Source organism: Pigmentiphaga sp. NML030171 (assembly GCF_002188635.1).
Lineage (GTDB): Bacteria > Pseudomonadota > Gammaproteobacteria > Burkholderiales > Burkholderiaceae_B > Pigmentiphaga > Pigmentiphaga daeguensis.
Map to the genome: position 1 here is coordinate 1 of NZ_NINX01000044.1, position 12,098 is coordinate 12,098.

General features: G+C 66.7%; 14 protein-coding genes. 12 read left to right on the forward strand and 2 right to left on the reverse strand.

The annotated features are described in order from the left end of the window. Window positions 1–105 precede the first annotated feature (105 nt). The gene (locus CDO46_RS22715) at window positions 106–891 is read left to right on the forward strand and encodes a thiazole synthase (RefSeq protein ID WP_087840937.1); all 786 of its coding nucleotides are present in this window, start codon (window positions 106–108) and stop codon (window positions 889–891) included. Between the two features lie 89 nt (window positions 892–980). Here the strand turns inward: CDO46_RS22715 and thiD are convergent, their stop codons facing one another. Beyond that, window positions 981–1,805 (reverse strand): bifunctional hydroxymethylpyrimidine kinase/phosphomethylpyrimidine kinase, encoded by an 825-nt coding sequence (thiD, locus tag CDO46_RS22720; RefSeq protein WP_087840874.1) that lies wholly within the window; start codon window positions 1,803–1,805, stop codon window positions 981–983. A gap of 143 nt (window positions 1,806–1,948) precedes the next feature. Here thiD and CDO46_RS22725 point away from each other — a divergent pair, with 143 nt between their 5' ends. The 3 genes from CDO46_RS22725 to CDO46_RS22735 are packed head-to-tail and all read left to right on the forward strand — an operon-like array spanning window position 1,949 to window position 4,307. Then, a complete protein-coding gene (locus tag CDO46_RS22725) occupies window positions 1,949–2,248 on the forward strand; it encodes an antibiotic biosynthesis monooxygenase (RefSeq protein ID WP_087840875.1) in 300 nt (99 codons plus the stop codon). Between the two features lie 48 nt (window positions 2,249–2,296). Then, a complete protein-coding gene (locus tag CDO46_RS22730) occupies window positions 2,297–2,977 on the forward strand; it encodes a protein-L-isoaspartate O-methyltransferase (RefSeq protein ID WP_087840876.1) in 681 nt (226 codons plus the stop codon). Between the two features lie 16 nt (window positions 2,978–2,993). Then, complete coding sequence (locus tag CDO46_RS22735) at window positions 2,994–4,307, forward strand: TolC family outer membrane protein (protein ID WP_087840877.1); 1,314 nt, start codon at window positions 2,994–2,996, stop codon at window positions 4,305–4,307. 21 nt (window positions 4,308–4,328) lie between these two features. Here CDO46_RS22735 and CDO46_RS22740 read toward each other — a convergent pair whose 3' ends face one another. Continuing rightward, window positions 4,329–5,336, reverse strand: coding sequence for an amidohydrolase family protein (locus CDO46_RS22740; RefSeq protein WP_087840878.1), 1,008 nt, complete (start codon window positions 5,334–5,336; stop codon window positions 4,329–4,331). Window positions 5,337–5,621: 285 nt separating this feature from the next. Between CDO46_RS22740 and CDO46_RS22745 the strand changes: the two genes are divergently transcribed. From CDO46_RS22745 to CDO46_RS22780, 8 genes are all read left to right on the forward strand, one after another. After that, entirely contained in the window at window positions 5,622–6,611 is a 990-nt protein-coding gene (locus CDO46_RS22745; protein ID WP_165963010.1) for a tripartite tricarboxylate transporter substrate binding protein, read from the forward strand. An 11-nt stretch (window positions 6,612–6,622) separates the two neighbouring features. Continuing rightward, window positions 6,623–7,309, forward strand: coding sequence for a 4-carboxy-4-hydroxy-2-oxoadipate aldolase/oxaloacetate decarboxylase (locus CDO46_RS22750; protein WP_087840880.1), 687 nt, complete (start codon window positions 6,623–6,625; stop codon window positions 7,307–7,309). Window positions 7,310–7,428: 119 nt separating this feature from the next. Next, window positions 7,429–8,415: an ABC transporter substrate-binding protein gene (locus CDO46_RS22755; protein ID WP_087840881.1), complete on the forward strand. Its 987-nt coding sequence runs from the start codon at window positions 7,429–7,431 to the stop codon at window positions 8,413–8,415. Window positions 8,416–8,454: 39 nt separating this feature from the next. After that, on the forward strand, window positions 8,455–9,309 hold the full coding sequence (locus CDO46_RS22760; protein WP_087840882.1) for an amidohydrolase: 855 nt from the start codon (window positions 8,455–8,457) through the stop codon (window positions 9,307–9,309). A gap of 4 nt (window positions 9,310–9,313) precedes the next feature. Continuing rightward, window positions 9,314–10,210, forward strand: a complete 897-nt coding sequence (locus CDO46_RS22765; RefSeq protein ID WP_087840883.1) for a phosphate ABC transporter substrate-binding protein — start codon at window positions 9,314–9,316, stop codon at window positions 10,208–10,210. Between the two features lie 75 nt (window positions 10,211–10,285). Continuing rightward, window positions 10,286–11,230 carry a LysR substrate-binding domain-containing protein gene (locus tag CDO46_RS22770; protein ID WP_087840884.1) on the forward strand — a complete coding sequence of 315 codons (945 nt, stop codon included), beginning with the start codon at window positions 10,286–10,288 and terminating at the stop codon, window positions 11,228–11,230. A 153-nt stretch (window positions 11,231–11,383) separates the two neighbouring features. Continuing rightward, window positions 11,384–11,740 carry a type II toxin-antitoxin system RelE/ParE family toxin gene (locus CDO46_RS22775; protein WP_087840885.1) on the forward strand — a complete coding sequence of 119 codons (357 nt, stop codon included), beginning with the start codon at window positions 11,384–11,386 and terminating at the stop codon, window positions 11,738–11,740. A 17-nt stretch (window positions 11,741–11,757) separates the two neighbouring features. After that, window positions 11,758–12,078, forward strand: coding sequence for a helix-turn-helix domain-containing protein (locus CDO46_RS22780; RefSeq protein WP_087840886.1), 321 nt, complete (start codon window positions 11,758–11,760; stop codon window positions 12,076–12,078). Window positions 12,079–12,098 lie beyond the last annotated feature (20 nt).

The window sequence follows — 12,098 nt, forward strand, 5'->3', positions numbered from 1 at the left end:
GGCGCGGCGTTGGGCCAGCCGGCCCGCCCCGGCGCCGCCGCGGCCTATGCCCGCCGCATGCGCCCCGGATGCCGCTATGAACACGCAAGCTTTCAGGATTTCATCATGACAGACACATTCACCCTTGCCGGCAAGACCTACTCCTCCCGCCTGTTGGTGGGCACCGGCAAGTACAAGGACTTCGACGAGACCAAGGCCGCCATCGACGCCAGCGGCGCCAACATCGTCACCGTGGCCATCCGCCGCACCAACATCGGCCAGAACGCCGGCGAACCCAGCCTGCTGGACTACCTGCCGCCCAGCCAATACACCATCCTGCCCAATACCGCCGGCTGCTATACCGCCGACGACGCCGTGCGCACGCTGCGACTGGCGCGCGAACTGCTGGATGGACACGATCTGGTGAAGCTGGAAGTGCTGGGCGACTCGCACACCCTGTTCCCGAACATGCCCGAAACCCTGAAGGCCGCGGAAACACTGGTCAAGGACGGCTTCAAGGTCATGGTGTATTGCACCGACGACCCCATCCAGGCCCGCATGCTGGAAGAAATCGGCTGCGTCGCGGTGATGCCGCTGGCCTCGCTGATCGGCTCGGGCATGGGCATCCTGAACCCGTGGAACCTGCGGCTGATCATCGACCAGGCCAACGTGCCCATCATCGTGGACGCGGGCGTGGGCACGGCCTCGGATGCGGCGATCGCCATGGAGCTGGGCTGCGACGGCGTGCTGATGAACACCGCCATCGCCGCGGCCAAGGATCCGGTGCTGATGGCCAGCGCAATGAAGAAAGGCGTGGAAGCCGGACGCGAAGCCTTCCTGGCGGGCCGCATGCCGAAGAAGCTGTACAGCGGCTCGCCCAGCTCGCCGATGACCGGGCTGATCCAGTCTTAAGCGTAGTTACCCGGCCGATCCGGCTGCGGGCGCAGGAACAGGCCCCCGGCGAGGACGCGCCGGCCGCTCCCGTGCCGGGAGCGTAGCCGCTACCACCACCCGTGAAAGTGATGCACCGGCCCGTTGCCCGACCCGACGCCCAGCCGGTCGGCGTGGCGGATGGCCTCGGTCAGGTAGTGCTTGGCCCGGCGCGCCGCCTCGGGCACGTCCTGCGCCTGCGGCAGCAGCGCCGCCAGCGCGGCCGACAGGGTGCAGCCCGTGCCGTGGGTATTGCGGGTGTCGATGCGCGGCGCCGCCAGCTCGATCATGCGGTCGCCGTCGTGCAGCAGGTCGATCGCCATGTCGCCCGGCAGGTGCCCTCCCTTCAGGAACACCCAGCGCTGGCCGGTGTGGGCCAATTGTTCGCGCAGCCGCTCGGCCACGCGCCGCATTTCCTTGACCGTCTCCACCGGCCGCTGCTCCAGCAGCACGCCGGCCTCCGGCAGGTTGGGCGTGATCATCGTCACCTGCGGCATCAACGCTTCGCGCAGCGCGCCGATGGCGTCGCGCGCCAGCAGGGCGTCGCCGCTCTTGGCGATCATGACGGGATCGAGCACCACGTGCGGCGGCTTCCAGTGGGCAAGCCGCTCGCCCACGACCTCGGTGACGGGCCGGCTGCCCAGCATGCCGATCTTGACCGCGTCGGCGGGCACGTCGGCGAACAGCGTGTCGATCTGCTGCGCGACGAAGGCGGGATCGACGGGCTGCACGCCCGTCACGCCCTGGGTGTTCTGCGCGGTCAGCGCCGCGATGACGCCGCAGGCGTACGCGCCCAGGGCGCTCATGGCCTTGACGTCGGCCAGCACCCCGGCGCCGCCCGAGGGGTCCACGCCCGCGATGGTCAGGGCCTTGGGAATGGGACGAACGGCAGACATGGCGATCCTCTGGAAACGAAACGCGCCGCCCCCCGGGCGACGCACGCCGCCAGTATAGTCCGCCCGCCGGCCCGCCCCGCGCCGGCATGTCCGACCCGCGCGAACGCGGGTAACATGGCAGACCATTCTGTGGAAGGCCAACCATGATCTACGAACTCGCGCACATCGAAATCCAGCCCGGCACCCAGGAAAAATTCGAGGCCGGCGTCCAGGAAGCCGCTCCGCTGTTCCAGCGGGCGAAGGGCTGCCACGGCATGGAACTGCACCAGACGCTGGAAGACCCCAACGCCTACCTGCTCGTGGTCCAGTGGGAAACGCTGGAAGACCACACCGTGCACTTCCGGGGCTCGGAAGACTTCAAGGCCTGGCGCGCGCTGGTGGGCAGCTACTTCGCCAAGCCGCCCGAGGTCCGCCACGCAACGACGGTCGCCAAGCCGTTCTGAGCCGGTTAGAATGGTTTGTTTTGTTACGTTTTCCTGCCAAGTCCTGCCATGAACGCTGCTTCCCTTCCCGACGTCGAACACGCCCGCTTCAATATGGTGGAACAGCAGATCCGCCCCTGGGACGTCCTCGACCCCAAGGTGCTGGAACTGTTGTTCAAGGTGAAGCGGGAGGACTTCGTGCCGCCCGCGCTGCGCACCCTTGCCTTCGCCGACACCGAGATCCCGCTGCGGATCGACGACTACGACAGCGGCGAATGCATGCTCGCCCCCAAGGTCGAAGCGCGCCTGCTGCAGGAACTCGCGCTCAAGCCCACCGACAGCGTGCTGGAAATCGGTACCGGCTCGGGCTACCAGACGGCGCTGCTGGCCAGCCAGGCCCAGACGGTGACGTCGGTCGAGATCCTGCCCAAGCTGGCCGCCTTCGCCCAGGCCAACCTCAAGCGCGCCGGCATCGCCAACGCCACGGTCCAGGTCGGCGACGGCAGCAAGGGCTGGGGCTCGACCGAATACGACGCCATCCTGGTCACCGGCTCGGTGCCCGAAGTGCCCGACAGCCTGAAGTACCAGTTGCGCGTGGGCGGCCGGCTGGCCATCATCGTCGGCCAGGCGCCGGTCATGACTACCCTGCTCATCACCCGGACCACGGCCGCCAGCTTCGAGACCACCTCGCTGTTCGAAACCCTGGTCAAGCCCCTGCGCGGCGTCACCGTTTCCAAGTTCAAGTTCTAAGCGGAGTTTCGTGCCCATGCGCGCCAGGCCGTACTACGTCCAGACGCTGTGCGCGCTGTTGGGCGCCTGCGCTTTCGTTCCCGCGGTCGCGGCGCTGGACCTGGAGCAGGCCTACCAGGCGGCGCTGGCCAACGACGCGACCTTCGCGTCGGTGCGCTCGGCCTATACCGCCACGCTTGAAAAACTGCCCCAGGCGCGCGCCTCGCTGCTGCCCGCCATCTCGCTGGCCGGCAGCCGGGCCGAGGCCTCCACGACGCGCCTGCCGGGCGTGACCTACACGAACGAGAGCTATACGCTGCAACTGATCCAGCCGCTGTTCCGCTGGTCGGGCTGGCAGACCTACGAGCAGTCCAAGCTGCAACTGGCCGTCGGCGAAGCCCAGCTCGCCCAGGGGCGCCAGGACCTGATCCTGCGCGTGGCGCAGGCCTATTTCGACGTGCTGGCGGCGCAGGACAACCTGGCCTTCATCGGCGCCCAGAAAATCGCCATCTCGGAACAGCTGGAATCGGCCAAGCGCAACTTCGAGATCGGCACGACCACCATCACCGACACCTACGAGGCCCAGGCGCGCTACGACCTGGCCCAGGCCCAGGAAATCCAGGCCGAATCCGACCTGGCGGTCCGCATCGGCGCGCTGCAGCAGATCATCGGCACGCCAGCGGGCGACCTCGCCAAGCTGCCGCCCGCGGTCAACGTGCCGGCGCCGCAGCCGCCCCGGATCGAGGCCTGGACCGAACAGGCGGCCGCCAACAACCTGGCCGTCGCCCAGGCCACGCTGAACAGCGAGATCGCCCAGCGCGGCATAGAAATCGCCAAGAGCGGCCACTACCCCTCGGTCGACCTGGCCGCCAACGTGGCACGCACGCGCGGGCTGGTCGGGCAGACGGTGGTCAACGACTTCTACACCACGCGCTCGGTGGGCGTGCAGGTCTCGGTGCCCATCTTCGCCGGCTTCGGCACCACCTCCAGGGTGGACGAGGCCGTCGCGCTGTCCGAGAAGGCCCGCAACGACCTGGAGGTCGCCCGCCGGGCCGCCATCCAGAACACCCGCGTCGCCTTCCAGGGCGTGAACGCGGGGCTGGCCCAGGTCCGCGCACTGGAGGCCGCGCAGGTCTCCAGCCGCAGCGCGCTGGATGCCAACAAGACCGGCTACGAAGTGGGCGTGCGCATCAACATCGACGTGCTGAACGCCCAGCAGCAGCTCTATTCCACCGAGCGCGACCTGGCCAAGGCACGCTACGACGCCCTGCTGTCGGGCCTGCGGCTGAAGGCCGCCTCCGGCATCCTGTCGGAAGACGACGTGCGGCAGGTCAACGCGCTGCTGCGCTAGGGCCGCGCGGCAGCCAAGGCACTACCCGCGTTTCTTCAGCCTTCCGTACACCCGGTAGGCATTGCCCGAATAAATCCTGGCCTTGTCGGCCTCGCCCAGGCCGGCGGCATCGATGTAGCGGCGCGTGTCGTCGAAATGATGGCCGGTCTCGGGGTCCACGCCGCGCACCGCGCCCACGGTCTCGGACGCGAACAGGATGTTCTCGGGCGGGATCACCTTCAGCAACAGGTCTATGCCCGGCTGATGGTAGACGCAAGTATCGAAGAACACGTTCTGCAGCAGCAGTTCCTTGAGCGGCGGCAGGCCCATGTCCTGCGCCAGCCCGCGATAGCGCCCCCAGTGATACGGCACCGCGCCGCCGCCATGCGGGATGATGAACTTGAGCGTCGGGAAATCCTTGAACAGCGAGGACGTCAGGAACTGCATGAAGGCCGTCGTATCGCCATTGATGTAGTGCGCGCCCGTCGCGTGGAAATGCGGGTTGCAGGAACCGCTGACGTGGATCATGGCCGGCACGTCCAGCTCGACCATCTTCTCGTACAGCGGATACCACCACTTGTCGTGCAGCGGCGGATCCTTCCAGTACCCGCCCGTCGGATCGGGGTTCAGGTTGCAGCCGATGAAGCCCAGTTCCTTCACGCAGCGCTCCAGCTCCGGTATGCACCTGGCCGGCTCCACGCCCGGGCTCTGCGGCAACTGGCAGACACCGGCGAAATTGTCCGGGTACAGCTGGCAGATGCGATGAATGAGGTCGTTGCAGACGATGGCCCACTCGCTGCTGGTCTGCTGGTCGCCGATGTGGTGACCCATGCCGACCGCGCGCGGCGAGAAGATCGTCAGGTCGGTGCCGCGCTCGCGCTGGATGCGCAATTGCTTGGTCTCCAGGCTTTCGCGCAGTTGGTCGTCCGAGATGACGGGGCGCGGGAAGATCTCGCACTTGCCGCATTCGCAGGCCGACACCTGCAGGCGCCGGTACTCGTTCAAGGCTTCGGGCGCAGTCGTGTAGTGCCCATGGCAATCGATGATCATGCGGACTCCTTGCTCCTGTCGTCGTGAGTCGTGGCCGGGCCGGCATCGGCCCGCGCAGGCATTCCCGCATTCTGCCGACAGCAAGGCGCGCGCATCCATTGAGTAATGCTTCCGGTGACTTGAGGAAACGCTCAACCCAGGCCGTTTCGCCAGACCGTCTTAACCATCCGCTCAACCCCGCGGAAGTTTTACTCAATAGACCCGGCGGGGCCTCGCATGCAACCATCCTCGCCAGTACGACATCCACATCGGCGCCCCCTGAACGCCGGGACAAGGAGACAAGCCGTGACACTCCCCGCATTGCGAATTCCGAAGTACGCCGCAGTCCTCTTCGCCGCCGCGTTGTCGGCCGGCGCCATCCCTCCCGCCGCCGCGGCCGACTATCCGGATCGGCCGATCCGGATGTACCTGCCCTACGGCCCCGGCGGCATCGGCGACCTGACGGCGCGCGTGGTCACGCAAAAGGTCAGCGAGATCCTGGGCCAGCAGATCGTGATCGACAACAAGCCCAGCGCGGGCGGCGTGCAGTCGTTCCAGGCCGGCCTGCAGGCCCCTGCCGACGGCTACACGCTCGTGCAGGGCGGCAACGGCACGGCCATCACCCAGACGCTGGTCAAGGACCTGCCCTACAGCATCGTGGACGACTTCACCCAGGTCGCCACCCTGTCCAGGTTCAACCTGATCCTGACGGTCAAGCCCGATTCACGTTTTCGCAATCTTACGGAGCTCATCGCCTATGCCAAGGCCAATCCCGGCAAGCTGAGCCTGGGCACCACCAACGTCGGCTCCAGCCAGCACCTGGGCGCCGAGCTGTTCAAGTCGGTGGCGGGCATCCAGGCCGAGACCATTCCCTACAAGACCAGTGCCGCGCTGCTGACCGGCGTGCGCTCCGGCGACATCGACGTGGGCTTCGACTTCGTGCCACCCATGCTGTCTTCGATCAAGAGCGGCGCGGTGCGCGCGCTGGCCATCGCGGCCGACGGCCGCAACCCCAACCTGCCCGACGTGCCCACCACCGCCGAAAGCGGCCTGGACGGCTACGTGGTGGCGTCGTGGAACGGCGTGTCGATCCGCCAGGGCACGCCGCGCGCCATCATCGACAAGCTGAACCGGGCCTTCGTGGCCGCCGTCAACTCGCCCGAGGTCGCGCAGAAGCTGCGCGAGATGAACTCCGAACCCTACGCCCTGGGCGTGGACGAGTCGCGCGCCCTGATGAAGGCCGACATCGCCAAATGGAAGGCGGTGATCGAGAAGGCGAACATCCCCATCAACTGACCGAGGGCAACATGAAGAACGTCGTCGTACGCAACATCCCGCGCGGCCCGCAGGACCTCATCGCCGAACTGGCCACGCACGGCGTGGCCACCGTGCACGAGGCCATGGGGCGCGCCGGCCTGATGGCGCCGTACCTGCGTCCCATCTACGCCGGCGCCAGCATCGCCGGAACCGCCGTGACCGCGCTGACCGCGCCGGGCGACAACTGGATGCTGCACGTGGCCATCGAACAATGCCGGCCCGGCGACATCCTGGTGGTCGGCGTCATGTGCGAGAACACCGACGGCATGATCGGCGACCTGATCTGCACCTCGCTCAAGACGCGCGGCGTCCAGGGCGTGGTCATCGACGCCGGCTGCCGCGACGTGCGCACGCTGACCGGGATGCGCTTTCCCGTCTGGTCGCGCGCCATCTCGGCGCGCGGCACGGTCAAGGCCACGCTGGGCCACGTCAACCTGCCGGTGGTGTGCGCCGGCATGAACGTGAACCCGGGCGATGCCATCGTGGCGGACGACGACGGCGTGGTGGTCGTGCCGCGCCTGGAGATCGCCCGCACGCTGGAGCTGGCGCGCCAGCGTACCGCCAAGGAAGAAAAGTCACGCAAGCGCTACCTGGCGGGCGAGCTGTCGCTGGACGTGGCCAACATGCGCCAGGGCCTGGAAACCGCCGGTCTCCTTTACGTCTACAGCGAGATATGACCCCCCCCTACGCCCTTCGGGCGCCCCCCAGGGGGCGACGCTGGCGGACCGGCGAAGCCGGATCCGCGGCGTCCTGGGATAACTGACACACCTTCCCGCTTTCTCTCCAATCAGCAGCCATGACATCCAAGCAACCCCTGCCCCTGAAAATCGCCATCGCCACCTACGGCCACACCGCGGCGCTCAAGCGCGGCGACGTGCCCATCGAAGGCGTCCAGCCGGACTTCGTCGAGATCAAGCCCATCATCGCGGCCTTCCGGCGCATGGTGCGCGACGTCGAGTTCGACGTCTGCGAAATGGCTCCCGCCACTTACATGATCGCCCGCGAGGCCGGCGCCCCATTCAAGGCGCTGCCCGTCTTCATCTTCCGTCGCTTCCACCATGCCGGCCTGGTCTACCGCGACGACGCCGGTATCCGCGAACCGCGCGACCTCGAAGGCAAGCGCGCGGGCGTGCGCGCCTACTCGGTCACCACCGGCATCTGGACGCGCGGCATCCTGACCAACGACTACGGCGTCGACAACGATCGCATCACCTGGGTGGTGGACGACGAGGAACACGTCTCCTCGCTGCAGTTGCCGCCCAACGTCGAACAGGCCAAGGACGGCAAGTCGCTGGTGGACCTGATGGCCAGCGGCTACCTGTCCGCGGCCTTCACCGACAACGCAGGCATCGGCCGCGCCGGCGCGCCGGCCGACGGCTGGCAAGCGGGCGGCCGCATCAAGCCGCCCGAATACCTCGAAATGTTCCCCGACGCCGAGCGGCTCGAAGCCGAGTGGTACCGCAAGACCGGCATCTACCCCGTGCACGGCCTGATCACCGTCAAGGACGAGGTGCTGGCCCGGCACCCGTGGGTGGGCAAGGCCCTGTACGACGCCTTCCTGGCCTCGAAGAACATCTACCTGCGCCAGCTCGCCGCCGGCGAATCGGTGTCGGACAAGGACGAGCACTACCGCGCCATGGGCCGCATCGTGGGCGACCCCCTGCCCTACGGCATCGAGGCCAACCGGCCGTCCATCGAAGCCATGATGCATTACTGCCACCAGCAAGGCCTGCTCAAGAAGCGCTACGCCGTCGACGACATGTTCATCGACGTCGGCGCCTGACCCGCCCCCTCCGATACCCATCATTTCCGCGACACCGCCATGACCACACGCCTGATCGACATCCACCCGCACATCATCTCGCCCGACACCGCCCGCTACCCGCTCAACCCGCTGGGCGGCGAACGCTCGGGCTGGTCCGCCACCCGGCCGGTCACCTTCGAACAATACGTCGCCGCCATGGATGCCGTCGGCATCGACAAGGCCGCCATCGTCCATTCCTCGACCACCTACGGCTTCGACAACTCTTACGTGGCCGACTCCATCGCCACGCAGCCCAAGCGATTCGCCGGCGTCTACTCGGTCGACATGCTGGCCCCCGACGCCACCCGGAAGATCCGCTACTGGACCGAACGCGGCCTGGCCGGCCTGCGCATTTTCACCACGGGCAGCACCATGCCGGGCCAGGCGCCGACGCTGGAAGACCCCGCCCTGCACCCAGCCTGGGGCCTGGCGGGCGACCTGGGCATCCCCGTGTGCGTGCAGATCACCAAGGCCGCCATCCCGGCGCTGGAGAAACTGCTGACCGCCTTCCCCCAGACCCTGGCCATCGTCGACCACATGATGAAACCGGACATCAGCAGCGGCCCGCCCTATGCCGGCGCCCAGCACCTGTTCGACCTGGCCCGCTTCAAGAACCTCTACCTCAAGCTCAGCAGCCGCAACACCGAGTCCGCGTACGCCGGCCAGGCCACGCCCGAGACCTTCTTCGGCCGCGTGGTCCGGGAATTCGGCGCCGACCGCATCGCCTGGGGCTCCAACTTCCCCGCCGCCGAGGACAGCCTGGCCGACATCGTCAAGGCGCTCAAGGACTACATCGCCTTCCTGCCCGCCGCCGACCAGCGCTGGATCATGGCCGGCACCGCGCAGAAGCTCTACCCCGTGCTGAAGGACTGACCCCATGACCACCGCACACGCCGCGCGCGTCACGCTCAAGACCAACCTGGCCGACTCTCCCGTGGCCACGGCCATGAAGGACGGCCGCGTCGCTTCGGACATCGTCCGGCTCGACTTCTGCGGCCCCAAGACCGCGCACGACGGCTTCAAGCCGATGATCCGCAACAACGCCTTCGACGCCGGCGAACTGGCCATCGTCACCTACCTGCAGGCCAGGGCCTACGGCAAGCCGTTCGTGATCCTGCCCGCCCCCATGGTCGGCCGCTTCCAGCACCATTGCATAGGCTTCAACAAGGAGTTCGGCCACCTCGCCCCCAAAGACATCGAGGGCAAGAAAGTGGGCGTGCGCACCTATGCGCAGACCACCGGCCTGTGGGTGCGCGGCATCCTGCAGCACGAATACGGCGTCGACCCCGACAAGGTCCAGTGGTACACCGTGGACGAATCCCACCTGGCCGAGTACCGCGACCCGCCCAACTGCCACATGCTGCCCAAGGGTTCGTCGATACCCGAGATGATGCTGAGCGGCGAACTGGCCGCCGCCATCCTGGGCAACGACATGCCCAAGGATCCGCGCGTGCAGACCCTGGTCCCGGAACCCATCGCTGCCGCCAAAGCCTGGTACCGGCGCGAAGGCGTCGTGCCCATCAACCACATCTTCGCCGTCCATCAAGACGTTACCCGCAAGCATCCCGAGGCCGTGCGCGAGATCTACCGCGTGATCGAGGAAAGCCGCGCGCTGGCCCCCGCCGCCGCGCTCGAGACCCTGCCGCCACTGGGCCTGGAGGCCAACCGCAAGGGCCTGGAGATGGCCATCGAGTGGTCGTACGAACAGAAGATCATTCCCCGCCGGTTCTCGGTGGACGAATTGTTCGACGACGTCACCGGCGCGCTGGGTTGATGCGGCACACCGGAGCCGGTTGAGTAAAATCCCCCCGCTTGAACAACCGGCAACGGACCTTACCCGGGGGGCGGCATGACGCAGATCGACTGGTATCTCCAGATCAACTTGAAGGCACGCCACCTCCGACTCATCACCGCGCTGTACGACCACGGCAATCTCAAGCAGGTGGCCGAAAGCTCGCACGTCACCGTGCCCGCGGTCTCCAAGGCCCTGGCCGAACTGGAAAAAGGCCTGGGCCTGGAGCTGTTCACCCGCACCGCCCAGGGCCTGCGCCCCACCGCCTACGGCGAATGCCTGGTGCGGCATGCCCGCACCCTGCTGACCGAACTGCACCAGGCGCGCGACGAACTCAACTCGCTCAGCTCGGGCGCGGTGGGCAAGATCCACATCGGCGCCTTCCCCGCCGCCACCTCCATGCTGCTTCCGCAGGCCATCGCCATCCTCAAGCAGCGCTCGCCCCACACCAACGTGCTGGTCACCGAAGGCACCGCCCAGACGCTGCTGCCCGAACTCTGGCAGGGCCGTGTCGACCTCGTGGTGGGCAGACTTCCCCTGCGCAGCGCCGCCGACGGCTTCGAGGAAAAGGAGTTGCTGGACGACCCCGTGCAGCTCATGACGCGGCACCAGCACCCGCTGGCCCGCCGCAAGCGCCTGAAATGGTCCGACCTGCAACCCTACCCGTGGATCCTGCCGCCGGCGGGCAGCATCCTGCGCGCGCCGCTGGAGCGCACGCTGGAGGAACACGGCATGACACTGCCCAACAACTACGTCGAGACCCTGTCCACGCACCTGGCGCGCGCCTACCTGCACGTCACCGACGCGATCGCCGTCATGGCCGGCGCCGTCGCGGCCGACGCGTCGGAACCGCTGGCGGTGCTGCCGCTCAGCTTCCCGCACCTGATGCGGCCGCGCGGTGTGCTGTGGAATCGGAACCGGGGGCTGACGCCCGGAGCGGAGTTGATGATCGCTTGCCTGGAAGAGGCGGCGGCGGGGATGCAGCATAGAGGCGAGCCCTAAGCTCCGCTCATAGGCACTTCCACTATCGGACAAGAAGACGTTTTCCAGCCCCTGCCCTGATGGCCTGTCTATAACCTTTGCGCCCTGAAGACCGTGTTTGTACGACGGCACCTCTTCAGGATTTTCCTGTTTATATCCGAACAGATATAATTCATGACAGAGAAACGCAAAGTCTTGTATTGGGAAGGATCGTCCAGAAAGGACTTCAAGCAGTTTCCGCTGCCCATACAGAAAGACATGGGTATCGCGCTGTTTGTTGTCCAATCAGGGTTGACGCCCGCGTCATGCCGGCCGTGGAAAGGGCTGGGCCCGGGGATATACGAACTGAAGGAAAATCATCGTGCCGACACCTTCCGCGTCGTCTACTCCATCCGCCTTCGACACGCCGTTCATGTGCTGCATGCGTTTCAGAAAAAATCGGTGTCTGGCATTGCAACGCCTAGACCCGATGTGGCCGTGATCGTCCAGCGCTGGAAAATCGTGCTGGCACGCGAACAGGCGAGCCATTGACATGCGAGGAAATGATCATGGATGCAGGAACCCCATCAGGCGGCACCGACAATGTCTTGTTCGATCTTGGCTTCGCTGACGCCGGGGAACTTTCGGCCAAGGCGTCTTTGGCAATGAAGCTCAATCGACTGATCGATGACCTTCATATCACCCAGGCGCGAACGGCCGAGCTCACCGGCATGACGCAGCCCAAGATCTCGCAGGTCCGCAACTACAAGCTACGGAACATCTCTCTGGAGCGCCTGATGCAGGCGTTGGTAGCCCTGGACCAACACGTCGAAATCGTCGTTCGTCCGGCTCGACGTGCCCAACAGGCTGGAATCACCGTAGCGGCCTGACACAAGCCACGACGCGAAGC

Bases quoted from the DNA above. Each gene is read 5' to 3' on its own strand.
- CDO46_RS22715 (WP_087840937.1), top strand. From the start codon at position 106: ATGACAGACACATTCACCCTTGCCGGCAAGACCTACTCCTCCCGCCTG.
- thiD (WP_087840874.1), bottom strand. From the start codon at position 1,805: ATGTCTGCCGTTCGTCCCATTCCCAAGGCCCTGACCATCGCGGGCGTG.
- CDO46_RS22725 (WP_087840875.1), top strand. From the start codon at position 1,949: ATGATCTACGAACTCGCGCACATCGAAATCCAGCCCGGCACCCAGGAA.
- CDO46_RS22730 (WP_087840876.1), top strand. From the start codon at position 2,297: ATGAACGCTGCTTCCCTTCCCGACGTCGAACACGCCCGCTTCAATATG.
- CDO46_RS22735 (WP_087840877.1), top strand. From the start codon at position 2,994: ATGCGCGCCAGGCCGTACTACGTCCAGACGCTGTGCGCGCTGTTGGGC.
- CDO46_RS22740 (WP_087840878.1), bottom strand. From the start codon at position 5,336: ATGATCATCGATTGCCATGGGCACTACACGACTGCGCCCGAAGCCTTG.
- CDO46_RS22750 (WP_087840880.1), top strand. From the start codon at position 6,623: ATGAAGAACGTCGTCGTACGCAACATCCCGCGCGGCCCGCAGGACCTC.
- CDO46_RS22755 (WP_087840881.1), top strand. From the start codon at position 7,429: ATGACATCCAAGCAACCCCTGCCCCTGAAAATCGCCATCGCCACCTAC.
- CDO46_RS22760 (WP_087840882.1), top strand. From the start codon at position 8,455: ATGACCACACGCCTGATCGACATCCACCCGCACATCATCTCGCCCGAC.
- CDO46_RS22765 (WP_087840883.1), top strand. From the start codon at position 9,314: ATGACCACCGCACACGCCGCGCGCGTCACGCTCAAGACCAACCTGGCC.
- CDO46_RS22770 (WP_087840884.1), top strand. From the start codon at position 10,286: ATGACGCAGATCGACTGGTATCTCCAGATCAACTTGAAGGCACGCCAC.
- CDO46_RS22775 (WP_087840885.1), top strand. From the start codon at position 11,384: ATGACAGAGAAACGCAAAGTCTTGTATTGGGAAGGATCGTCCAGAAAG.
- CDO46_RS22780 (WP_087840886.1), top strand. From the start codon at position 11,758: ATGGATGCAGGAACCCCATCAGGCGGCACCGACAATGTCTTGTTCGAT.